The 25,891-nt window shown below is 50.8% G+C and carries 14 protein-coding genes and 1 pseudogene; 14 read left to right on the forward strand and 1 reads right to left on the reverse strand.

Translation table 11 applies throughout. From position 1 onward, the window contains the following. Positions 1-386 precede the first annotated feature (386 nt). From pta to K7I13_RS13700, 10 genes and pseudogenes are all read left to right on the forward strand, one after another. Entirely contained in the window at positions 387-1,391 is a 1,005-nt protein-coding gene (gene pta, locus K7I13_RS13650; protein WP_255946564.1) for a phosphate acetyltransferase, read from the forward strand. 967 nt (positions 1,392-2,358) lie between these two features. Beyond that, positions 2,359-4,253, forward strand: a pseudogene (locus K7I13_RS13655) (adenylate/guanylate cyclase domain-containing protein). After that, positions 4,216-8,340 carry a FecR family protein gene (locus K7I13_RS13660; protein WP_255946565.1) on the forward strand — a complete coding sequence of 1,375 codons (4,125 nt, stop codon included), beginning with the start codon at positions 4,216-4,218 and terminating at the stop codon, positions 8,338-8,340. The pseudogene K7I13_RS13655 and the gene K7I13_RS13660 overlap by 38 nt, the downstream one beginning before the upstream one ends. Before the next feature lie 254 nt (positions 8,341-8,594). After that, a complete protein-coding gene (locus K7I13_RS13665) occupies positions 8,595-11,246 on the forward strand; it encodes an autotransporter outer membrane beta-barrel domain-containing protein (protein ID WP_255946566.1) in 2,652 nt (883 codons plus the stop codon). 8 nt (positions 11,247-11,254) lie between these two features. Next, complete coding sequence (locus K7I13_RS13670; RefSeq protein WP_255946567.1) at positions 11,255-14,620, forward strand: right-handed parallel beta-helix repeat-containing protein; 3,366 nt, start codon at positions 11,255-11,257, stop codon at positions 14,618-14,620. A 107-nt stretch (positions 14,621-14,727) separates the two neighbouring features. Then, complete coding sequence (locus K7I13_RS13675; RefSeq protein ID WP_255946568.1) at positions 14,728-15,582, forward strand: hypothetical protein; 855 nt, start codon at positions 14,728-14,730, stop codon at positions 15,580-15,582. Positions 15,583-16,285: 703 nt separating this feature from the next. Next, positions 16,286-16,408, forward strand: coding sequence for a hypothetical protein (locus K7I13_RS13680; RefSeq protein WP_255946569.1), 123 nt, complete (start codon positions 16,286-16,288; stop codon positions 16,406-16,408). A 57-nt stretch (positions 16,409-16,465) separates the two neighbouring features. Beyond that, complete coding sequence (locus K7I13_RS15780) at positions 16,466-18,925, forward strand: cadherin-like beta sandwich domain-containing protein (protein WP_439647447.1); 2,460 nt, start codon at positions 16,466-16,468, stop codon at positions 18,923-18,925. Between the two features lie 1,017 nt (positions 18,926-19,942). Continuing rightward, complete coding sequence (locus K7I13_RS13695) at positions 19,943-20,485, forward strand: IS110 family transposase (protein WP_255944851.1); 543 nt, start codon at positions 19,943-19,945, stop codon at positions 20,483-20,485. A gap of 12 nt (positions 20,486-20,497) precedes the next feature. Next, the gene (locus K7I13_RS13700) at positions 20,498-21,052 is read left to right on the forward strand and encodes a transposase (RefSeq protein WP_255944850.1); all 555 of its coding nucleotides are present in this window, start codon (positions 20,498-20,500) and stop codon (positions 21,050-21,052) included. 147 nt (positions 21,053-21,199) lie between these two features. On the opposite strand, the gene K7I13_RS13705 is transcribed toward K7I13_RS13700, so the two are convergent. Beyond that, entirely contained in the window at positions 21,200-22,228 is a 1,029-nt protein-coding gene (locus tag K7I13_RS13705; RefSeq protein WP_255946570.1) for a hypothetical protein, read from the reverse strand. A gap of 173 nt (positions 22,229-22,401) precedes the next feature. On the opposite strand from K7I13_RS13705, the gene K7I13_RS13710 reads away from it, so the two are divergent. The 4 genes from K7I13_RS13710 to K7I13_RS13725 all read left to right on the forward strand — a co-directional run bounded on the left by K7I13_RS13710 (position 22,402) and on the right by K7I13_RS13725 (position 25,891). Then, positions 22,402-22,803: a DUF2059 domain-containing protein gene (locus K7I13_RS13710; protein WP_255946571.1), complete on the forward strand. Its 402-nt coding sequence runs from the start codon at positions 22,402-22,404 to the stop codon at positions 22,801-22,803. A gap of 239 nt (positions 22,804-23,042) precedes the next feature. After that, a complete protein-coding gene (locus K7I13_RS13715; protein WP_255946573.1) occupies positions 23,043-24,770 on the forward strand; it encodes a tetratricopeptide repeat protein in 1,728 nt (575 codons plus the stop codon). A gap of 23 nt (positions 24,771-24,793) precedes the next feature. Continuing rightward, complete coding sequence (locus K7I13_RS13720; protein WP_255949347.1) at positions 24,794-24,985, forward strand: tetratricopeptide repeat protein; 192 nt, start codon at positions 24,794-24,796, stop codon at positions 24,983-24,985. Between the two features lie 300 nt (positions 24,986-25,285). After that, positions 25,286-25,891 carry a TetR/AcrR family transcriptional regulator gene (locus K7I13_RS13725; protein WP_255946575.1) on the forward strand — a complete coding sequence of 202 codons (606 nt, stop codon included), beginning with the start codon at positions 25,286-25,288 and terminating at the stop codon, positions 25,889-25,891.

Raw genomic sequence — 25,891 nt, forward strand, 5'->3', positions numbered from 1 at the left:
TGTTTTTTAAAGTTTTTGCTTACAAGGACTTTCGATGCTGAAACTTACATTATACTTAGTTTTTTCTTATTTAATTATCGGCAGTTTTCTGTCTGACTGAATAGCGCAGTACAGGGCAAAAAAAATACGCCTGCTGTCCTGAACCCTCAATTTCCAGACTGGCACCAGTATAGCATGTTTTTTTTATTTTGGCAAAAAAAGAAAAAATTTATTTTGTACTCCCTTACCTGATAAGCGCTTACAACCGGAATTGATGTCAATCCTGATGAATACGGGAATACAAACCGGAAAGAGTATGGTATACTGTTCCCGAAAAGTTTCAGTTATATAATTTTCGGTGCTGCCGGAGTAATATTTTTCAGGGCGAACCTAAAAGGAGTATATCTATGGATTTTATTGATCTTATGAAGAAAAAGGCCGTTGAATACGGAAACAGGCTGGTTTTGCCGGAAGGGACCGAGCCGCGTACAATACAGGCCGCGCGCATTATACTTGATGAAAAACTGGCGTCGGAAGTTACCCTCCTCGGTGATGAATCTTCCGTAAGGAAGGCCGCAGAAGGAACAGGGACCAGCCTTGAGGGAATCGCAATTGTAAATCCGCAGAACTCCGGATGGCTCGATGAATTTGCTGAAGCCTATTATGAAAAACGGAAGGCAAAAGGCCTTTCCCCGGAACAGGCCCGGACTGATATTCAGGGAACATTGCGTTTCGGCGCCATGATGGTGAGCAGGGGCTTTGCCGATTCAATGGTCGCCGGCGCTGAAAATACCACGGCCGATGTTCTCCGGGCCGGTCTTACCGTAATCGGGACGACACCCGGAATGAAAACGGCCTCCTCCTGTTTTGTCATGCAAATGAAAGACCACGCATGGGGATCGGACGGGCTTATGATTTTTTCAGACTGCGCCGTTATTCCCACCCCGACCTCCGAACAGCTTGCTGATATTGCCGTTTCGGCCGCGAAGAGCTGCCGCGATATGATTTCAGCGGAGCCCGTCGTTGCCTTTTTGTCCTTTTCAACAAAGGGTTCGGGCGGGAGCGACCCCAATGTTGTAAGGGTCCAGGACGCGGTCAGCCTGCTTAAGTCACAGAACCCGGATTTTATCTTTGACGGTGAACTCCAGGCTGACGCTGCTCTCGTTCCTTCGGTGACCCGGACAAAAGCGCCGGAGAGTCCCGTTACCGGAAAGGTCAACACCCTGGTATTTCCTGACCTCGGGTCAGGTAATATAGGATACAAGCTTGTCCAGAGGCTTGCGGACGCGAACGCCTTCGGACCCTTCCTTCAGGGATTTGCGAAACCCATTTCAGATCTGTCCAGAGGCGCTTCGGTTGAAGATATTGTAATAACCTCGGCGGTTACTCTGGTCCAGGCGGGAAAAAAGTAAGCGCAGATGGCTGCCGAATGCGGCCCTTTTTCAGGATTCACACTGGCGTGCCGGAGAAAAAAATAATTCCGGCGCGCTTTGTTTTTTCAGCGGGTTGGTGCGATCACATGGTTTCCGTAATAATGGGACCCCGCGATTTCATGAATTACTGTGCGGATAAGTCCCGCTGTTCCGGCAGGATTTTTTCACTGTAACGCTTTCTCAGGACACGGCAGCCGCGCGCCGTTTTCGCCTTGTCCGGCTCAGGAATACGGCGAACGTATATGGTCCGGCCGGAATGTTTTTTTACACATAGTATTGTGCAAGATAATTGCCGCTGTATTTATTTACGAAGGGGCTTTTCAGAATACGGGATATACGCCCGCTTTATCTTATATGTTTCCGGTTCTGCCGGAAATCTGCCGGGCCGCTTTACACACAGGTATGTGTGAATATTCTGAACTTTTACAACAGTTTGTGTAAGTTTGACCGGAGTTTTTTTTGCGCAGGGCCCGGACTTACAGGAAGCCTTCGGAAATTATATGTATCACCGGTTAGAGACCCTTTTCCGTCTGAATAGTTCCCCGGCCAGGAAACGCGTTCTGTCCCTGCCGTACAAATCTATTGCGGATTGCCGTTCTACAGGTAATGGTCCCGGCCGCCCGCCGCTTCCTGGTTTTCAAAAATCGGTAAAAAGTCCCCTGACAATATGTTAAATTTTGATGAGATTAGACAATAATATAGTTGATCTCAGGAAAAAGCATTGTAAAATCAGGGCCGCTGTGCTAGAATATATTGTGAATGATGCTATCCTGCGCGTTTTTTTGTGATTTTCACCGGGATTTTTTTCCGGCCTGCTGTTCAGACCGCGCGAAAGCTAATTTTGTTTCAAAGTATACTATATATATAATACTAAAGCCTGAAAAAGCCAAATTTTTTGCCGGGATATGTTTAGGACTGATGTTTTAAATCTGCTCAGGCATAATGTATGGAGAAAAACGTGTCGGAAGAAAGAGATGTTTTAAAGACAGCGAAAGTGGCTTTCCCCATTGGGGCAAAACTCGTAACAATTATCACCGTTCTTTTGCTTGTGTCCCTGGTAACCATTACCGTACTTGTATCGGTGATGGTCTCCTCAGATGTGCGCATTACAGCTGAAGACAATAACTTCACGGTTAACAAACGGTCGGGGACCGAGGCTGAAAACAAACTGAATACGGTCAGGTCAAATGTTTTCCTTCTGCTTGATATGCTCAACGCGGCCGGGTCTTCGGTTTCACTGTCAAGGCAGGCCGCGGCCTTTTTCTTTGAGAGAAACCCCGACATTGCCGCCGTGATTGTGCACGGGGAACAGGAGCTTATCAACAACAGGTTCTTTCTTTCAAATGAGGTTGATACTTCCCGTATCAATGTGTTCCTGAATATGGAGTCCGGCGCCGTGCGCCAGGCTGCAGCCGGGGAATCCATGGTTCTGAACGCGGCCCCGGTATTCGGGATTCCGGTTCTTGCCCTTATGTATCCCTGGCAGGAAAGCGGGCTTGAGCAGACTGTAGTCATCTTCTTTTCTTCGGAGAGCCTTACCGAAACATTCGGTACCGGGGCTAACTCTTCCTTTATGGTTAACAGCAGAGGCGACCTTCTGGTCCATGCCGATTTTGATCTGGTGAGGGCGGGAGGCAATATGTCCAGTCTGCCCGTTATCCAGCAGATGAGGGAAAGCGGGGACCGGAACCGCCAGCTTATGTATACCGACCGCGACGGGGTCCGCTATTTCAGCGCGTTTTACAAGATTCCGCTCGGGACACCGCGGTCATTACCAATATCCAGTATGATGTGGTTTTTGAAGGTATCGCGGCAACGACCCGCAGAAATATTTTCCTGACAGCCGCCGTTCTTTTCGCGGCGGTTCTGTTTGTGTGGTTTTTTTCAAAGACAATCAGCAAGCCGATCCGGCAGCTTGCCGACGCAGCCGGTCGGATAGAGCAGGGCGAATTCGAAATCGATCTGAAGCCGAAGACAAGAGACGAACTGGGGCTTCTGACCGAGAGTTTCGTTCACATGGGCAAGGGCCTTGCCGAACGCGAGCGCTTGAAGGATACGTTCGGACGTTTTATCAACAAGGACATTGCGGAAAAGGCCATGAAGGGCGAACTGACCCTCGGAGGCGAAACCAAGCATGTCACTATCTTCTTTTCCGATATCCGTTCCTTTACGGCGATTTCAGAAAAACTCGAACCTCATGAGGTCGTTGAATTCCTGAATGAGTATATGACCAAGATGGTCAAGTGTGTTAATGACACCAGCGGTGTTGTTGACAAGTTTATCGGAGACGCCGTTATGGCAGTCTGGGGCGCTCCTGTTTCTTCCGGTTCTCCGGCGTCGGACGCGCTGAACTGTGTGCGAGCCGCCATGATGATGCGTACCGCCCTTCTGGAATTCAATAAGGGAAGGGGCGGAGACAAGAAACCCATTATCAAAATTGGCTGCGGCGTCAATACCGGTGACGTGGTCGCAGGCCAGATCGGATCGAGCGAGCGTATGGAGTATACCGTTATAGGCGACGCCGTAAACCTTGCGTCCCGTACCGAGGCCCTTAACAAACCCATGGGTACGGACATTCTTATTACCGAAAATACCTATGATCTGATAAAGGAGCATCTTCTTGTAGAAGAAATGCCTTCCGTTACGGTAAAGGGAAAAGAAAAACCCGTCCGGATGTTTGCCGTTATAAATATTCCCGCGGCGTCCGACATACCCGGCGCCGGCCCGGAAGGTCCGAAGACAATGGCCGATGTAAGAAATCTTCTGGGTATTCAGGCTCCCGATATTAATAAGGTAGATACAGATGCTGAAGAAAAGAAATATAAGATCCAGGGTTCCTGATGTTCTGGTTATTCTGATCTGTCTTTTCGGAGTCATCCTGAATATCAGGCTTTTCTGGAAGGATTTGAACAGGACCATGACCAGACTGAATGAGAAGCCCATTGCCACTATCAGTTTTAAATACAAGTCCGCCCAGCGGAAATTTATTGACCGGGTTATATGGGACCGTCTGCAGCAGGAATCTCCCGTGTATAATGGGGACACTATCCGCACGGCTGAACTCTCTGAGGCCACAATAATATTTCCTTCGGGGGAGATTATCGAACTGTTTGAAAACAGTCTGGCCCAGATTTTTGTCAGTGATACCGGGGCCTTTATAGACTTCGGGGCAGGAGATATCAGTGTAAATACCCAGAACGCCAGAGGAACTACTATGGTTCTTTCTTCAGGCGGAAACCGTGTTGAGGTTGCCGCGGGCGGCGTAATAAACGCGGGCAGCGCTACAGCCGGCGAGGGCGGCGGACAGGAATTCATGCTCCGCGTTCTTGAGGGGACCGCGAACTTTGATTCCGCCGCGGGCAATTACAGCGCTTCGGCCGGGTCAGTTTTCAATATGACCGGTTCCGGCGAACTCAGGACAGAACCTGCGGTCTCCGTATCATCTCCCCTGCCGGGAACCAGACTCCTGAATAATTCCAGGGACCCTATGTCTGTCGACTTTGTCTGGCAGAATGTCAATTTTACCGATGAACGCTATGTCCGTCTTGAAGTTTCTGAAGACCGGAATTTTACCCGCGTTGTACAGTCCGTTGATATCAGCGGCGCGCGGACGGCTTCCGTTGATCTGCCTTCGGGCATATTCTGGTGGAGAATGTATCCCATTGAATACGGAGAAGAGGGTTCCTCTGTCCGTGAAGACCGTTATTTAGCCAATGCCGCTTCAGGGCGTCTTATGATTACCTATGCTCCGGCGCCCCAGCTTATTGCGCCGGCAGTGGATTATGAATACAGTTACTGCTCGCGTCTGCCTGCAGTGCGCTTTTTGTGGTCCTCGCTTGATCAGGTTTCTTCCTATCTGCTGGAGGCCGCTGATAATCCCGAAATGGATAACCCCCTGTTTTCCAGGCGTACCAGGGATATTTCGGCCGTGTATCAGGGACTGGGCGCCGGAACCTGGTACTGGAGAATAACTCCCGTTTATTCAGATGAGTACGCGGGGTCGGCCCTTCCGTCGGGTGTGCAGACCTTTGTAATCCGGCAGAGCGGTTCGCTTTACGCGCCCGAGCTTCTTTTGCCCGAGCCTTCCGGTTTTGTCAATATTGCCCGGAACCGGCGGGATGTGTATTTTTCATGGAAAAACGACACGGAAGCTGTTTCCTATACCATTCAGGTTTCACGGAATGAAAATCTTTCTGATCCTGTTTTACAGCAGATCGTGACCGAAAACTGGTTTTCATACAATGCCGACAGGAATATTATACGGGACGGACAGTATTACTGGGGCGTATATTTAACCGATATGGAAGGTAACCGTTCTCCGGTGTCGGATGTGCGGTCCTTCCTTGCCATGGAAGGCGAGGTTATACACCGGACAATATTTCCTCCTGATAATTATACCATTGCGGACGCCAGGCTCCCTGATTTGCGCTTTACCTGGCGGACAAACCTTCCTTTCCAGAACAGGTTTCAGGTTTCAAATACGCCCGATTTTTCCGTACTGCTTTTTGACGATACGGTGTCTACTTCTTCGGCCCAGGGGCTTCAGCTCCCGCTCGGGGAGTATTACTGGAGGCTGGTCGCGGTGACCGGTTCCGAATCGGTGAATTTTGTTACGGCGCCCAAACGTTTTGCCACGGTCCCGCCCCTCGCCGCGTCCGAGGGAGGAATGCCCTCTCAGGGAATACGGGTAGTCGTGAGGGAAAATGAACCGGTAGAGTTTAACTGGGAACCGGTGCCGCTGGCCGAATATTATCATTTCAAACTCTATTCGGATGAGGACAGCGACCGTCCGGTATTTGAAAATCCCTATGTTGAGGGTACTTCGCTTGAAGTATCCATGGACGATATGGAAGACGGTATTTATAACTGGAGTATCCAGGCGTTTACCAATGAGAGTTCCACTTCTTCGCGAAGGAGCGGTTTGCTTGCCAGCTTCCGTTTTTCAATGAAACGGTTACGGCCTGTTGTGCTTGAGTCTCCCGCCGAGGGATATTCCTTTGACGGACTGACCGCCATCAGAAATCCGGGAACAGTCACCTGGTCATCCGTGGATGTCCTGAGGACTTCACGCTTTGTTCTTTCGTCCAGCCAGGACATAGGGTCTTCATCAACCGGGACTGTTATGGATATAGCCGATCCCGGCACAACCATACAGCTGATACGGCTTTCCCAGGGTACCTGGTTCTGGACCGTCTTTGCGGAAACTGTAGACGGGCTTGATGTCAGCGCTCCCGGTGTCTCGTGGTTCACCGTACAGCCCATTCCGCCGCTTCCCTCTCCGGGCGGAAGATTGCCTGCCGACCAGTATGTGATCGGCCCGGACGATCTTATGAACAGCCGGAATATTGTATTCAGATGGAACAGTGTCGCCGGCGCGAACGCCTATGTTTTCTCCCTGTTCCATGAGCCCGACAGTGAGGCCGCGCAGACAAGGACCCTGTCCCGGGACGCTTCCCGTGAACTCCTTCTCCGGACAGAGCCTCTGCCTGATAATTCTTTCACGCTGGAAGATCTGTCCATTCTTGACCGCGGAACCTTTATGTGGCGGGTAGAAGCCGTGTTCACGGCTGAGGACGGATACATTGAACAGCCCGGTATCGCCGGCGAGAACCGTTTTATTGTTGATATTCCGCAGCCTTCAAAGCCGCAGGTCACTAATCCGGGGCCCTCTATGGCAGATAAAAGATTTTCCGCCGGCCTTTTTGCGGTTCTGTTTTTTCTGTCCTTCCGGCTGGCTGCGCAGACTGCGTCCGGTACACCGGCCCCGGCGGAAGGAGATGTTCCGGCGGAAACAGCCGCGGAAAAACAGGCGTATTATATAGAAGAAACAGAAGAAGGATGGCGTTTTATCCAGATGCTTGAATGGCCCCGGCAGAGTCATGTCCGCCGCTATGAAATAATTGTGGAACGGCAGGATGATGAAAGCAGGGAATATACCGAGTTTCTCAGGGAATCTGTTGAAACAAACTATATAGAAATTTCAATTCCGGCAGGCGAGTACCGTTACCGGCTTGTGGTGTATAATCTGCTTAACCGTGCGGACGGCGAGTCGGACTGGCTGCATTTCAGTGTATTCCGGGCCATTCAGCCGGAGCTGGAAAACTTTGCTCCGCGTAATTATTACCTTGATGAAACCTTTGACCGTTCCATGGTGCTTTCGGGCGACAGCTTTGTCGAAGGCGCGGAAATTTTTCTTATTGAGCAGGATGTTCCGGGCGAACCGGTTGCAGGCGATATACGGCGGCGGAGAAAAATTTTCCCCGTTGAAAAAACAATAGATTCCTCCCAGAGACGCGCGGAGGTTGTGTTCGGCGACGCCATGCAGTCGGGCTCCTATGATGTTGTTGTGCAGAACCCGGGCGGACTCTGGTCTTCCGCCGGGACCCTGACTGTCAAATTCCAGAAACCGGTAGATTTCAATATTTCCGCGGGCTACGCTCCCATGATACTGCTTTACGGGTCGGACATGTCGACCTACTTTGAAAAAAGGTTTTACCCCCTCGGGGCAAATATCCGTATGTCCCTTGTCCCCATAAAAAAGACATACGGATATTTCGGTTTTGAAATTGACGGCTACTGGAATTTTATCAAAAACGAGGCCGACGGTTATACGGTTTCGACCCATCTGATCGGGGGACATTTTAATCTGCTGTACCAGAAGCCCCTGATACCGAAGCGGCTTGTCCTGAATGTCAGGGCGGGCGGCGGCGTGTTTGCCTTCCTCAATATGTATTTTGACTTCGGCGGCGGTCTGGAATCGGAGCCGCTTAATACATGGTTTCCAACGGCAGGCGGAGGCCTGTCATTGCAGTGGTTTGTATTCAAACGTCTTTACGCGGACCTTGGCGTAACATATATGCACTTTTTCTCGAAGGAAATGCCGAGCGGTTATCTGCTGCCCGTCATTTCCGTCGGCTGGCAGTTCTAGGGGACCTGACGCCGGCTGATGGTGCGCATAATCCGGACTTTTCTGCTGAAGGAACGGTCTGTAAAAACAGTCTAACAGGCAGTGAAATGTCCGGCTTGGTATATACTTTAAATCAGCGCAGGTTCAGCAAACCTTGCTCCTGATAAAACTATCCGCGGCAAAAAACTTCAGCGCAAGTTTATACGAGCTTCTGCCGCGTCAGGGAACCGGTCAATGTAGGAAAAACCGGGACCTGTCCGTTACCGGAGGCATTCATGAAAAAAAAGTTATCCTGTTTGCACGCAGCTTTTATACCGGCTTTGGCCGCGGCCCTCCTGCTGACCGCCTGCAACGCCTTTAATGTTTCCGTGCCCGAATATCTTGAAGAATATACTTCAAACGCCGCGGCGGAGAGCTGGCGGATTACCACCGGCTCCCAGACCGGACCCGACAGTAAAAAAATTATTATACCGCCTTCTGACCCGGCGGAAGAAAGCAGCCACACCCTTATAAGCGTCCGGCTCAGGAACCCGAAAAAGTACCCGCTGGCGCTGGGGCTTTCCCGTTATGACACAGCCGAGGGGGAATATGTTTCTGTTGCCGGTGAAGCCGAAGCGGAACAGACTTCAGCCGACTATATAACAATAACGGTTAAAGATGCCTCCATCCGGGACGAGTTCCGGTTCCGGCTGTCGATGAAAACACAGGACAATCTCCGGACCTTTGCCGACTATAACCTTCCCCTTATCCGCTGCAATGTCACCCCCGCTTCCGCTGATAATCTTGAGGTGCGGAATGAAGCCGGGACGCCCACCGTATACTGGAACATGAATACCGCGGATGATTATATTGACGTGAATGAAGTTACGGTATACCTCAAGGCCGAAAATACGATTAATACATATATGTATACGAGGGAGACAGATTCTGGTCCCTGGAAAACCGCCGGAGGGACAGAGCTTGATTATACTGATCCTTCCGCCAGTCTGGCCTTTCCTGCCGGTATGATATCGCAGGAAACAGGGGCTATGGATACGGAAGAATTTGAAAAATACTATAATTTCGCTGTTGTTCTGAAAAATTCCGACGGGCTTGAGGCCCGGAACGCAACGCCCGGTTTCGGCTGGGACGTATCTCCCGCGGTATTGGCCGGCATTGCCCAGTCGGATGATAACCCCGCCCGGGTAAAAGTCACTCTGATCGCGCAGGACGGCAGCCTGAAGGCCGACGAAATACTGTATACGCTGGGCGGCGACAGTACGGTTCATACTTACGGAAATCCGTTTGAGGCCGCCATCGGAACGGAACTTGTTGCCTGGTCGACAAAGAGCGGCCGGATACCCTCGCGGAAAACCTCGCGAACCCTCATGCTCGATACCGTAGTGTTTGTGGATGAAAACTCAACCCCGGCGGCGGATGATAATTATGGATTTGTACCGGCTCTTCCCGCGCCTACAATAGAGGCCGCCATAGACTTGCTGAAAACGGCAGATTCCGCTTCCGGCACGGCCGTCCCGCGATATGTCCTGCTTATGTCCGATGTTACTTCCGGCAATTCCGGAAACACCAGCGCGCTGGTTGAAATAGTAAATTATGACAAAACCCTTGTTATACAGCCGATGGCAGAGAATGATACCGTAACTATTGACGCGGCTGACAGCGGAAGGACAATGTATATATCCAGCACATATAACCCGGACATTACCCTGAAAAACCTGATAATAACGGGCGGAAGTCTTTCCTCCGATTATGGTCATGGGATTTTGCTGGTGAACCGCGGGACCCTTACTCTGGACAACTGTACCATTACAGACAATGGTAATGGTTTCGGATCAGGCGGAGGGATTGCCCTAAACGGTAACTGGACGCTTAATATAAAGGGCGAAACCCGGATCACGGAGAACACAGCCGCGAACGGCGGCGGAATATATAACCGCGGCGGGACTGTCAATATTGAAGACGGAACAATTTCCGGAAACGGCGCCTCAATGGGCGGGGGCATATACAATGACGGCGGAGCGGTCAATATTGAAAATGCGACCATTTCAGAAAATAACGCTGATCAGCGCGGCGGCGGTATCTGCATAGTAGCGGGCGGCGGCGGGAGCGTTACCCTGAACGGCGGGACCATTTCCGGCAATGAGACAGCCGGAAACGGCGGCGGAGTATATGTGGGCGGAGATACATTCAACATGAACGGCGACTTAGTCACTGGAAATACCGCGCAGAACGGCGGCGGTGTGCATATTGAGCTCGGGGCTTTCAATATGACCGGCGGGGTTATTACCGGCAATGAGGCCACGGTAAACGGCGCCGGTGTGTGTGTAAACGACGGGACCTTCTCCATGCAGGGCAACGCGAAGGTTATTATGGAAAACCCCGTGTATCTCAAGTCCGGAAAAACGATAACCCTTTCAGGTGATTTCAAGTACCGGGATGCTATCGCCAAGATACAGCCGGAAATGTACGATATAAATGTCCGGGTGCTTGACGGGCTGGCCGGATACATTGCGGACAACCATACCAGCTTCGCGGTTGAGGATCAGGAGAACAGCGGTTCCTACCTCAGCTGGGCTGTCGATAAAAACGGGTACCTTGTTAAAGCCATCGGGATAAGCTGCGATTTTGTGGATGGTATATACGGGCTTGCCTTTACCCCGCCCTCGGATGGACTTATCGTAGATAAAGAGGATACTGTCAATATTACTGTTAACCGGTCGTCTCTTCCCACAGCAGCCGGGCTTTCATATACCATACTGATAGAAGGTGAACCTGATGTCTCCGCGGAGCTGCTGTCAGGCAATATGATCCCCTTTACCGCGCCAAATACGGCCGGGCAGCACACTGTTTTTGTGGAAATCATTGTGGACATGGACAGCAGAAAAACCGCCTATTCCGGCAGCTTTGTGCTGACCGTGAGAATGTGAGGAGGGGAATGATGAGACGGAATACCTGCGTTTTACTGGCCGCGGCTGTTCTTGCCGCCTTATATATGACGGTTTCATGCAGCAACGCCTTTCTTGAGCGGGTCCCCTCGCGCGGACCGGCTCCGGCCGCTGAGGGAATGCTTGATATCACGGCATCCGCCGCTTTGTCCGCGGGACGGGCCGCCTTTCCGAATATCGTAATAAGCAGATACGAGTTTACCGTCAAGGACGGGGCCGGAAAAGTAATTGGTTCAATCACTGAAACAGCGTCCGGTAACGCTGTCAGTATTACTTATCCTGCCTCGGCCGGATATACAATAACCGTGGCCGGAAAAGATTCTTCCGGCAAAGAGCTTGTCTCCGGCGAAGCTGCTGTTACTGAGGCCCATATCACCGCGGGGACGATGGAAATTAAGATATATCCTGTTACAACAGGCGGAACAGGTTCAGTTGATCTTAAAATAAAATTCCCGAAGGAATTTGATGACGGCAGTCCGGTAACAAGGGTCATAGCTGAACTCTTGCGGAGTGACGGCACCCAGGCCGGCCAGGCGCAGACAATTCTCTCAGGTTCATTCGGAGAGCCGGATGCCGGAAGCAGTTCCATAACCGTTGCGTACGATTCCGCGCCCGCCGGCATTCTGCGCCTGAAACTCACGTTTTACCGGTGGAAAACCACAAATCCTGAGGACGGGATTCCGGCCGGCGTTGTATACGAAAGCCTGAATGTCTGGGCAAATACCTGCACGGACAGCTGGCTTAAAGTTACCGATACAACAACCGGTGTGTATGAGCTCGCGGAATACCTTGAACTCACTGAAGATGATTTTTATGATGCTACGGTGACGCTGGAGAGCGTAAAACAAGAATTTGATGATAATGGAATTGTGCTTGATCTTGTGCTAAACATTGACTATTATCACGAAGTTTCTGCAGAAAAAGTATCATTAACTTTTACCATTGGTTTCGACGGTCAGTCGTTCACGATTACAGATGCCAAAGGTTCCTCCGCTGGGCTTGAACCGGATAAGACTTCTGATGGTGTTTTCAGTGTTTCAAATATTTCCCTTTTTCCCGGTCCGAATAAATTTGTGCTAACTGTAACAGCACCCGACAAACAAACAACAAAAACGTATAATCTGATATATACAACTCCTCCGATTTGGTATGTGGATGAAACCATAGGGGATGATGACAACACCGGAACGGCTACATATCCTCTTGCCAGTGTCAGCGCGGCACTTTCCCGCATAGCCGCATTGTATGATCCCGATACATGGCCGCATGATTTTGTTAATAATGAATCTGTTGGTCAAAAAACCGCCGAAATCCGGATCAACGGTGACCTTACTCCAACTGCAGATGACGCCAATCCCAATGGTTTCATTGTTATCGACAATGCCGCCGGTTCATATCCTCCCATACTGCTCAGCGGCAAAGGCGTTTCATACCCGGGCGCCCTGGACGCGGATGGAGAGGCCCGCGTGCTGTATATAAACAACGCTGACGTTACCCTGGGCGAAAACCTTACATTGAAAGGCGGTAGCGCGGAAAGCGGCGGCGGCGTGTACGTGACCGGACCAAACGCGAAATTCACGGTGTCCGGCGGGGAAATTTCGGAAAATGAATCAACCGGTTCCGCCGATGCAAACGGCGGCGGAGGCATATACGCCGGAAACGGCGCTAAGGTGTTTATGACAGGAGGCACCGTCAGCGAAAATGAGGCGGTAAACGGAGGCGGCCTGTATGTTACGGGAAGCGGAACGGCCCTTGAGATGACCAACGGAACCGTCACTGACAATGAGGCCGCCAAGGGCGGCGGCGTGCTGGTCCTGAATAACGCCGTTTTTACAATGAAGGACAATATCTTCCAGGGCGGAATTATCACCCGAAACACCGCTGTTTATGACGGCTCTTCTCTGCTCACAGGCGCCGGCGCGGGTGTGCTGGTATATACCGGAGGGAGCTTTAACCTTGAAGCGGGACAAATAACACAAAACGAGTCGGAACTGAACGGCGGCGGTGTACTGGTTATGGGCGGGACCTTCAATATGAGCGGCGGAACCATTGGCGGCAGTTCAACATCTGATGCCAACAAAGCGGTATACGGCGGCGGCATAGTCCTGTATGATGACGCTGTCTTTACCCTGACCGGCGGGGAAATCAGTTATAATGAAGCGGAGGAAGGCGGCGGCGTGTATATCAATAATGCTGCCGGAGGCGTCACCGCTGCAATGACCGATGGAAAAATCAGTTACAATACCGCGGATTCCGGCGGCGGGGTGTATATAACCGGAACAGGCCACAGGTTTAACATGAGCGGCGGGGAAATTTGCTATAATGAGGCAAACGCATCATTATATGCAGGCGGCGGCATTTATATTGAGGCAGACGCCAATACAGCCGTCAATCTGTCCGGTTCCGCACAGATACACCATAATACTGCAACTGACGGTTTTGGCGGCGGAATTTACGCATACGGCGGAACCATTATCCTGAGTGAAGCCGCGGAAATAAGTGAAAATGAAGCGCTGGGCGGTGGCGGTTGCGGCGGCGGGATGTATCTGCAGGGCCAAAACAAATTTACGATGAACGGCGGAGCTGTCCGCGGTAATACCGCGAACAGTCAGGGAGGCGGGCTTTTTACGCAGCAAACTGAGTTTACCATGACTGCCGGAAGCATAGAAGATAATAATGCCGTCAATCTCTCTAATAGCTTCGGCGGAGGAGTATACCTGGACAGTGGATCGCAGTTTACCATGAGCGGGACCGCGGTAATCAGAAACAATAAGGCAAACAGACAGGGCGGCGGTGTGAATATTTATTGTTCAACCTTCAATATGAACGGCGGGACAATAACAGGAAATCTGCTTACAAATACATCCTATTCCGAACCCGGCGCGGGTGTGTATGTCGAAGCGCCCCAGCTGAATTTCCCTGCTATATTCTCCATGAGCGGTCCTGCCCAGGTGACTGCAGATAATGACGTATATCTGTCACTTGGTGGCACCGGAAACTACCGAGCCATGCTAACGGTCGGCGGTAATCTCACCGCTTCAAAGGCCGCAGTCATTACGCCGGCAAGTTACCCCAGCGGAACGGACACTGTTCAGGTGCTGGACGGTGACACAGGGCTGATAACGGCAAACGCCTCGAAGTTCGGCGTTACCCCGCAGATTGACGGGATTGACACGATATACTGGCAGGTGGACACGGAAGGGAAGCTGGACAAGATTCAAAGTCAGTCCATTACTAACTTTGATGATCTCAAAAATGCAATAAACACTACCAACATTGGCGGAACCGCTATTCTGCTCATCGTCGGTACATTCGAAATGGAAGATACCATCGCAATCAGTGATTCAAAAATATAACCATCCTCAGCTCCGGAAATTTTACCCTGAGCAGGCCTTCCGGTTTCACCGGTTCCTTCTTTACGGTTGACGGCGGCGCTTCCCTGACGCTGGGCGAGATCGGCAGTATGAATACACTGACCATGGACGGAAATAATATTTCCGCTGACGCTCCCTTAGTCATTGTAAACAATGGAACTCTGACTATTAATGACGGAGTGACGTTGCAGAATAATAATCGTACAGATTCATCATATGGGGGTGCTGTCGATATAATTAATGGTAGAATGGAAATGAGCGGAGGGAAAATTACCGGAAATTATTCAATTAATGGCGCCGTTGCAGTTCAGAATAACGGGGTATTTACCATGACAGGCGGAGATATTACTGCGAACACTACAAATAATCAAATTGGAGGTGTATATATAAATGGAGGGACCTTTACTTTAGTTGATGGATGTATTTCAGAATCAACTTATGGAGGGATGGGCTTCGGCGGTACCGGTACTTTTATTATGACTGGTGGCACAATATCAGGGGCAGCTACCGCTACTGGTACTCTCGGACGTCTTGGAGGAATATCAGTTTGGACTGTAAGTGACTGGGACCGTAATAGTGTTACTATTAAACTCAGCGGAGAAATAGATATTGATATGATAACCTTGTCTTCTGATCCTCTCATTGCTGCCAGTAACTTGATTCCTATTTGCATGGCAGGTACAGTCACTTTGCCATCCGTTGGCAGCACCATAAAAATAAGAGCCTTTAGTTCTTACAGGATAGGGGAGCTTCCAGATACCACTAATTATTATGAGTATGCCCCATTCGTAGGGGAAACTGTCCTCCAGGGAACCGATGGTTATACACTGGCAGCAAGTGATGTCGCAAAATTCGTGTTATGTGATGAGAACGGCGATCCGGTATCAGATTACAAAATTGAACTTAACGCTGACGGTAATGGTATTATAGCAGCCGCTCCCTGATATACCTGAAAGACAGCGTTATCTGCTGCCTTTCAGGACAGGGTTCTGATGTTTTCATGAAAAACGGAGAGGGCCGCGGCAGTCCATACGGAAACCTCTGATGTGACTGCCATCTGCTCAAAATGTCCTGAAAAAATCCGGAATATGGGGTATGCGGTTTTCTTTTCACGGGAACCAGGCCCCTTCGCATCATACCGGATTTCTGTTTTTCTGCCCGGAATAGGTGCGGCCCGCAGGCTTTCTCACATTCTTTTTTGAAGCCTGTTTTTGGTGCCGGAACTACACTCCTTATTTTTCCATTGGAAGGGCCGTTCCTTCCCCAATAAAAAAGTCATTTTCCCCGCGGTTTTTCCTTTACAAACCGGACTTTCCGGTACATACTTGAATTATCAGTACAACCTGTTGTACACCCGCTCCGGCTGAAAATCCGCGAAAAACCGCGAAAATATGTATCTTCCAAAGCCGGGATGAGGCACTGTTCCTCATCCCGTATCAGTGTTTTTTTTGTACCCGCATTATCCAGGTAAAGTGCCCTGTTCCCGGGAGCGGGCGGAAAGCGGGTTTACACAAAGTGCTGTGTGAGACGGAAAAAGTTTACACATTGCCGTGTGTAAGGAAAAAAACTTTACACATGGTCATGTGTAAGTATTTCGCGTGACGGAAAGATCCCGGCGTTTTACTGCTGATAATAAGGAGAAAAAAAGTGAAAAAGAGACTGTCTTGCGCCCTGTTTCTGCCGGCTGTCCTCGCGGGCGTGCTTCTGGCCGTTTCCTGTGAAAACCCCTTTTACCGGGACTTCCTCAAAAAACCGGTTACCGTTACCTGAGACGCGAACGGGGGCGCGGGCGCCGTCCCTAGGGCGGCTGAGGCTGAAAAAGATGATGTGATAACCGCTCCGGACGGAACCGGGTTGTCGAAAACAGGCATGGGCTTTGCGGGCTGGAACACAAAGGCCGACGGGACCGGCGTCTCCTATGCGGCGGGCTCAAAGATAAAGATAACGGGAAACCTGAAACTCTACGCCCAGTGGGCCGGGAACAGTTACACGGTAACCTATGACGGAAACGGCCACACGGGAGGCGCGGTCCCGGCCTCGGCTGACTCGGTGTACGGGGAAAGCCACAGCCTTGCCGGGCCGGGCGGTCTCGAAAAAACCGGCCACAGTTTCGCGGGCTGGAACACGGAACCTGACGGGAGCGGGACACCGTACCCCGCGGGGACGGGCGTGACGGCTGACTGGGACGGTCCTGTTACATTATATGCCCGGTGGGTGAGCGGCAACGCTGATTTAAGCAATCTGACGGTAAGTGAAGGGGCCCTGTCCCCTGCCTTTGACCCTGGCGTCATATCTTACACGGTGGAAGTACCCGACACCACGGACAGCCTGACGGTGACAGGCGCCGCGGCGGACAGCGGGGCGGAACTCAGCGCGAACAGCGGAGCGCCCCAAACACTGAGCGGAGACAGCACTCCGGTAACAATACGGGTGACCGCGGCGGACGGAAGCATAAAGGACTACACGGTAACCATAGTCCGGCTCGACACCGCGAAAACCATAACGGGTTTCAGTTTTACCGGACTTGCGGAAGGCAATATAAATGAAAATGAAAAAACGGTCACGCTCACAGCGCCGTACGGGACGGCTGTAACAGGCCTCGTACCCGATATAACGCACACCGGTGTGAGCGTGAGTCCCGCGTCCGGCGAAGCGGAGGACTTTACAAACCCGGTAACATACACGGTGACCGCAGCTGACAGCAGTGCGCAGATCTATACGGTAACGGTGAGCGTCGCCTCCCTTGTGTCGATAACTCTGAGCGGCGCATACAAGACTCAATATAAAATTGGTGAAAGTCTTGACACCTCGGGACTGGTAATTACGGGGACGGACAGCGCAGGGAACAGTGTGGCAATACCTGCCTCCTCATGCGACTTTACAGGCTTCAATAGCGCGACGACGGGTGAAAAAACGGTGACGGTAACCGTGACGGGTACGTCCGTGACAAAAACTTTCTCCGTGACCGTGCTGAGCAATAACGCGAACTTAAGCGCCCTGACGGTGAGCAACGGAACCCTGACCCCTGTCTTTGACACGAACACGACAAGCTACACGGTGAGCGTGGCGAACAGCGTGACCAGTATAACGGTAACCGGTACAAAAGCCGACAGCACCGCAGGTCTGAGTTCTAACAACGGAGAGGTTCAAACGCTTTCCTTGGGAACGAATCCCATATCCATAACAGTGACCGCGCAGGACGGAACAACCAAGGTATACACGGTAACGGTGACGAGATCGGTACCCAGTACCAACGCAAACCTTAGTGGCATATCGTTAACTTCGGGAACCCTGAGCCCTGTGTTTACATCCGATGTACTTAATTATACGGTACGCCTGGCTAACAGCGTGAGCGGCGTCAGGATAACGGGGATAGCGGCGGACAGTGGGGCTGTTGTGAGTGGCAGCGGCTCAACTGACACGCTTACGGTCGGGACGGCAACGCCCAAAACAATAACGGTGACCGCCGAGGACGGTGTGACAACAAAGACCTACACCGTAACGGTGACGCGGCAGGGCAGCGCGAGCCTGAGTGCATTGACAGCCAGTGCGGGTCAGCTGACTCTGGCGTCGTCGGAAACGAATTTCGCAACTACTGGATTTGCATCGGCAGCACTTGACTATATAGTGGGGATAGCTGGAACAAGCGGTGAAACGAAGAGCGTAACGATAAACGCGACATCTGCCAGCGGAACGGTGAGCTATTCGCTTGCCGGAGGAGTCGTAAGTGGAATAAGTCGCGGGAACCCTCAAGCGCTTGAGATAACGGTAACAAACGGAAGCGAAACTTGCATATACACGGTGACCTGTATGCTTGTCGGCTACACGGGCGAGGCAGGCCTTGTATTCTACGACAAAGGAAATAGCACCGGAGGCTGGCAATACCTTGAGGCTGCGACTGCGGATGCAGGTACGGCGGAATGGGGCTTATCCGGAGTACGCATAAGCGAAACGGTGACAAGTATAGGAAGCGGAAAGGGAAACACAGGGATACTGGTGAGTGCGCTTACGGCAGCGGGAGAAAGCGGACGGGCAGCACTGCTGTGTGATGCATACAGCGGCGCTGGGAGGACTGACTGGTATATGCCGAGCAAAGACGAGCTTAATCTGATGTACAGTAATCTGCACAAGAACAGCCTGGGCAGTTTTACGAACCATGGGTACTGGTCGTCGTCTCAGTACTCTCCTAATGAATACGGCGTAGCGTGGAGTCAGTACTTCAACAGTGGAGACCAGATGGACAACAGGAATATTTCATTTTACGTACGGGCCTGCCGGGCTTTTTAACTATTAAATGTTTGAACCGCGGAGGCTTGGCAGGCGGTCAAAATGTTTTTTTACTATGATTTATGCCTTGGCTTAAGCAGTAAATACTGGCATTCTAAAGGGGAACGAGTTGCTGTGCAAGTCGTTCCCTACTTGATTCTTCGACTTGCCTAACTTGTCTCCAGAGGAGTAAGGCGGAGTAACGACACGGCACACTGGATTTTAGAGAAATTCTACCGGAAAGCCGTTCAGGAATTTGTCGCTGAGCAGGTTAATCTGGAAGTTCTCTGATGGGCTTTGTTTTTTGCCAAACTACGGCAGTTTGTACCTTACACATTACCGCGTGTAGCCCGGGACAGTTTTACACATATCGGTGTGTAAGATAGCCTCTGTTTTTCCATAGACGCTGACTGTCGGGCAAGCGCGCCAGTCACCAAGAGAAAGAAACCCGCTATAACAGCCTTCCATATCCACGCGGCAGTTCCAAACCAAATTACTTCCTACACATCCCAATGTGTAAACTTTCCCTTTCTTACACACACTATTGTGTAAGCTTTCCTTTTTCTACACACTGCATTGTGTAATCTTTTTTCTTCTTGAAAAATACCTGAAACCATATCCCGCCGCAAAAACATAGCGTTACATAATTTTTTGCCTCAAATACGATAGCCCATCGTATCAGGCCTGGTTTTACCGTATCGCTATACACTAAAACTTTCGTCAGGAATAAGGACGAGGGGGCAGCGTAAGACCCCTGACTTTGGCTATTAGCCAAAGTCAGGAGGCTGGAGACTTTATGATTATTGAAGGAAAGGGTAATCTGAATCCGACGGGAATTGGAAGCCGGGACCGGTTGGCCCCTCGCGGAGAGGGAACATTCTGAAAAGAAAGACCTCGGTTCGGAGAGAAACAATACCGGCCGCCGAATAAACGAATGCGAAATAGTTTTTATGGCTATTATCGCGAATAGGAGCTCGGTGTACCCCGAAAAAGCAGGGAAGACTTCCATCCCTTATTTTATAAGAATGGGAGAAAAGTATGAAAGAAGAGGCAAAACGGTATGTTGGTTTAGATTTAGCCAAACGAACAATGGAAGTATGTATTCTTAATGACTGCGGAAAAACAGAGCTGAGTAAAAGCGGGGTAAAGACTGACGAAACCGGAAGGAGCCAATTGGCAAACATCTTGAAACAAACAGATATTGTGGGAATGGAAGCCTGTGCGTATGCATTTGTACTGGGGAGATATATAGAACAAGCTGTTGGGTGTACGGTATATATTCTAAACCCAGGGAAGTTACAAATGATATGGCGCTCGACACGAAAAACAGACAAGGAAGACGCACGTAAAATAGCTTCATTTATTCAAAGATATCCGAAAGAAGAATTACCGATAGTAGTAATGCCAAGTGAAGAAGAGGAAATGCTGCGGAAATACGTATCAATGAAAAGTTATTTGACCAAACTGCGGACCAGTGTCCTTAATCGGTTACATGTAGTATATGTCCAAGCAGGAATAACGACCATAAAAAAGAGTCATTTACATACACCCGAAGGAAGAATGAAACAAAAGGAAGGATGACCGGAAATACTGGTGATATTTGCGGAACTATTAGAAAAAGAATTAAAAACGACCGAAGAGCAATTAAAAGAGTTAGAGAGAATCATAGAAAATAACGTAAAAGGCCATGAATTGGCGCCGTATGTGATGTCGATTCCTGGGGTAGGAATTGGTGTAGCGGCAGCATTTCTTGCCTATGTGGGGGATGGGAGTCGGTTTTCAAAAGCAAGTGAAATAGCCAATTATGTAGGACTGGTGCCCCGAATAGATTGTTCGGGAGAAACGAATCGGTATGGCAATATTACTAAAGAAGGATGCCGGGCCTTACGAAGGGTGATATTACAATCGGTATGGTCATTAGTACGATGTAAAGAAGGCGGCGGCCGATTACAAGCAAAATTTTTCGCGCTTAATGAACGGATGGGAAAGACGAAAAGTGCTGTTGCGATTGCGCGAAGGATGGTTACCCTTATGTGGATATTGGTACGGCGGAAAGAATTCTATGCAGATATATCAACGGAACAACTCAAACGGAAGTTTCGTTATTATCACATACATTATGAGGGATGGGAGTCAAAAATCGCTTGACAATAATCATAGGAGCGAGGGGGTGCCGCGTCTGCGGTGCTCCTGTCCGGAGCCTGACGGCCGGCTGTTCCGGCTGGAAGGCGTTCCCCCTTTAAAATAAAAAAGGCGTGTCCGGCAAAGCGCTGTGTCCGGGCACGCCATCTTTTCCTATTCCCCGTCCTGTGTTCCCGGGGAATATTCCCTGCGGAGGGTTTCCTCGTCCTTGAGGCTTTCGGTCATGCGGTCAAGTTCGCTTTTTGCCTTTGAATCTCCTGTCGAAGTATACAGGTCCTGCATGAGGGCGATTGCGCCTCCGGTGTTTCCGAGCAGTTCCGTCAGGAGCGCCGCGTTATAGCCTGCCGCGAAGTTTCCGTTTTCGGCGTATACCTCGCTGAATATTTCGCGGGCGTCCGCGTAGGAACCGTTCTTTACCAGAGTGTCGGCTTCCTTCATTCTGGGGTCTTTTGTTTTGTCTTTTTCAAAATACCTGTGTTCGACTGCTGTCCAGGGCGCGATTTCCCTGCTGAACAGGGCGAGTTCGTCATTTATAATCATCCTGACCAGATCGAGTTCTGACATGAGGGAGGTCCTGACATTCAGAATGTCCGTGTCTTCCTTCCGGTCGGAGGCAGTTCCCGATTTTGTTACCTGGCTTATGATCCTGCCGTTGTCGGCTCTGATAAAGCGGTAGGTGAAGTCAAGGGTAACGACCCGCTCCGCGGTATAGATTTTTGTGAGGGAATCATTCGAGGAGGAAACTTCGCTGACGTTTTCCAGAGTACGGGCCGAAAGAAGATTGATTTCGCCGGTGAGGTAGGCGTCGACTACCGAGGCGTAACCGCCCTGCGTATTTCCCGCTCTGGCCAGCTGGTCCTGGCTGATAACAACAAAGGCGTTTGAGGCAAGCAGTTTGTCCGTGACTGCAGTTGTCAGGGCCTGGGCCGCCTGCTCTTCAAGGCGGGTGTTGTATTTATTCGCCGGAGAAAAAAAACGCTGATACACTGTGTTTAGCTGGCCGCTGTCCGTTTTATTATAGGCCAGATCAAAGGGGGCGACCGCGATACGCTGGACCCCGCTCATGTCGGTCAGGGGAGGCTTTGTGACCTGGACCCGGACCGAGGTCGCGCAGGAAAAAAACAGCACAAGCAGGGCCGCCGGTAAAAAAACATTTTTCAGGATTGCAGCCTTTTTATTCATAACATCTCCTTTTGCGGCCGGCGTGACGCGAATTCCTCCCCGCCTAAAGAATAATATAGATTCTTTTTTATATAAGGTCAAACGGCCCGGCCTGTTGACCTGTCCGGCGGAAAGAAAGGCCTGTTGCTTTTACCCTGTCTCCGTATATAATATGGAAGACAAGGAGACCCCGTATGAAAAAATTATTTTTTGTCATCATTAGCCTGGCCGCGCTGGCGGGAAACGGTTTCGCGCAGACCAAGTCTGATGACATCAGGCGCCTGCTCGAACTTTCCGGCGCGAAAAAACAGGCCGCCCAGATGTTCAATTTAATGCTGCCTGATCTGATAAAAATAGCTCCCGACGCCCCCATGAGTTTCTGGGCAGCTTTTGAAAATAAACTTGACCTGGATGAATTTACCGAACTTTTTGTTCCTGTGTATGATACCTATTTTACGCATGATGAAATCAGGGACATTATCATTTTTTATGAAAGCCCCTCCGGGAAAAAGATGACTGAAATGGCCCCTATATTACCCAGGATTCGTACGCGATCGGACAGAAGTGGGGAGAAAAACTTGCCGTCGAGATTCTGACCGAGCTGACAGCCAGCGGGTACCTCAAACAGATATAGGAAAATACGCCGAGGTCCGGTATCAGGAAGAAACGCGCCTGGCCGGAGCCGGACAGAATAATATTCCCGCCCTCCGCTGTATGTATCCTGTACACCCGGCCGGCCTGTCCGGCTTTTTTTATTTCCGGAGTCCCGCCTGCTGTATTACTCTGATCCTTTATTTCCTTTTGCGGAAAACTGTGGTATAATACAGGGATAGTTATGGCAAAAGGCGAATTTGAAAGACAGTTTAAGGCTGCCCTCCGGGCCGGTCAGAAGCGGGATTACCGGCAGGCTATACGCATTCTCGAGTATCTCGCGGCCTGTGGTTTCGCGGAAGGTGACCCCTCCCTGCAGGACGGCGGCCAGTCCCATCCCGAAATCTTTTTATATCTGGCCCGTTCATGGCACGCCCAGAAAAAATACGCGAGGGCGGCCGCTTACGCAAGGGCCTTTCTCCGGCGGCGGTCTTCGGACGCGTCCGGCTGGTTTTTTCTTGCCAGGTCCTATTTTTCAGGCGGGCTGTATGACCGGGCCCTGTACGCCATAAAAAAAAGCCTTGAGCTGAACCCTGATTCCGCGGACGCGAGGGGCTTGCTGGGCGCCCTGTATTTAAAACAGAAGAGGTTCCGGCTCGCGCGTTCGGTATTTGAGGACGCCCTTTCCATTGCGCCTGACGACCCCCGTCTGAACCAGGGATATCTGAACGCTCTTTTTATCGACGCTGTCCGGACTTACAAACGAGGCGGTGCCGAAGAAGCGAGGCAGATGCTTACCTTTCTTATCAACAATGGAATAGACGGCGTGGCGCCCCGGCTGTATCTTGCCCACGCGCTCAGGGACCTCGGCTATCTGCCCGAGGCCCTCACCCAGTATGAGGCCGCTGTCCAGTTCGCCCCTGACGATACCTCCCTGCTGTGGTATTTTGTATCAATATACCTGATGATGGGAAATACCGAAGAAGCTGTCGCTCTTCTTGCCTCACTTGACGAGTCCTTTAACCCTGAAGCTATCTCGCAGCGTTTTGTTGATCTGCAGATTATTAAAACCAGCCTTGAAAATGAAAACTGGACGGGCGCCGCACAGGCGGCCCGGGCTTACATAAAAAACTATGGCAGCGACGGACTGTCGCACGCCCTTATGGGCGAAGCCCAGAGAAATCTCGGAAATAATGATATAGCGGTAAACCATTTTAACCGGGCCATCGAACTGGACCGGCAGAACCCCGCGCCCTATTACGGAATCCTGATGGTGTACGCTTCCGCCCGGAACTGGAAGGAGCTGAAGGCCGCTCTGGCCAGGGCCGACCGGGCCGGCTGTGATCCTTCCGCAATACAGTTTTACCGGGTGCTTGCCGAGGCAAACCTCGATTCCGATCCCGCTGAGATTTTGCCCGCTGTCCAGGAACAGGTTAAAACCTACGGCGCAGCTCCTCCCTTATTGCTTGCCCTGGCCCGGACCTATTTCCGGATGGGTCTTTCAGAGCTGGCGATCGGCTGGTACCGGAAAGTAATCGGGTTCGGGCAGAAAAACGAACTCGGAGCCGAAGACCTCGAGGAAGCCTGGCTGGGCTATATTGCCTGCTGCGAGGACCAGGCAATGAATGAAGAACTTTCCGAAGCTTACCGGAACTATCTGGACGGCTGGGAAGACAATTCGGATATCCGCAGGGAATTTATTTCTTTCCTTGAAAACACCGGCGGCTGGGGCGAGGCCGCGGACCAGCTTGAAAAGCTGGAAGCCTATAATACTTCTTCGGCGAATATCAGAAAACTTGCCCTGTACCGGAGGCGGGCGGGGCAGTACCGGACGGCCGCCGTTCTGTACCGCGACATACTGAGAAAGAAGCCCGATGACCGCGCCATTCTCGCGAACCTTGTATTCTGCCTTGACCGGATGGGGAGGAGGAATCCGCCCGCCTGCTCATACAGGAAGCTAACCGGGTCCTGAAGCCGGACGCGGACGGGCTTCTGATTGAGGGCAGGCTTCATTCACGCTCAGGTGATTTTGACCGGGCCCTCGCGGTGTTTAGAAAAATAATTGACACCTGGCCCAAAGACATACGGGGCTGGGAAGAAATAGCCCTGGTTTATGAAAAGAAAAATGTCCCCGATATGGCCGCCGTGTTCAGGGAAAAGGCGGCCGGCCTGAAAAAGAAAAAATAGCCGGGCCGCTGAAGGATTCCTCCGGATGTTTTCTTCCGATCGGCTGGAGATTCCTTTATGCATATTAACAAGTGTTCATATATATGTGAACAACTGTTAACCGGTATATGAACGACTGTTAACATTGGCCGGCTGGCAGAAGTAAAATACTTTCAAAGCAGGCGTTTATCCTGCGCAGGATAAATGCGTTTTCCCCGGACCAGGTTGACAATAGTAACAAGTGTTAATATGCTGTGAAAATAGATGGATTATGCGTGTTAACAATTGTTAGTTCCGCATATTCCTGACAGGGAGTCCTGAATGACAACAAGGGAAAAACTGCTGAACGCCTCTCTCGATTTATTTTCAGTACGGGGATACAGGGCCGTTTCAATTCGCGAAATCGCCTCCGCTGTTGGAATAAGGGAAAGCGCCGTATACAATCATTTTACAAATAAACGCAATATCATGGAGAGTCTTGCCGCGGAAGCGGTAAAAAAAATTGCCGAGTTTTCGCAGTCTCTCCACAGGCGCGCTGTCCGGCATCCGGAGAAAAAAAACACTCCAGGTATCCGGGAAAGTTATTCGCGGCTTGCCCTTGAATTATTCCTGTTTTATACCCAGGACGATTTTATATCAAAATTCAGGAAACTCCTGACAATCGAACAGTTCGCCGATCCCGAGGCAGGAAACCTGTACCGGGGTTATTTTGTCGGCGGCGTCATAAAAGAACAGAAACAGCTTTTTGCGGATTTTGTAAAGACCGGATATTTTGTCCCGTGTGACCCTGAAACGGCGGCCGTTCAGTTTTACTCTCCTGTTTTTCTTTTCTGCTCCGATTATGACACCGGCGGCGATGGGCGTATGCTGCAGAGGAAACTGAAATCGCATACCGAGCAGTTTGCAAAATTGTATGAAAAAAATTAA

Source organism: Brucepastera parasyntrophica (genome assembly GCF_022376835.1).
Taxonomy (GTDB): Bacteria; Spirochaetota; Spirochaetia; order Treponematales; family Treponemataceae; genus Brucepastera; species Brucepastera parasyntrophica.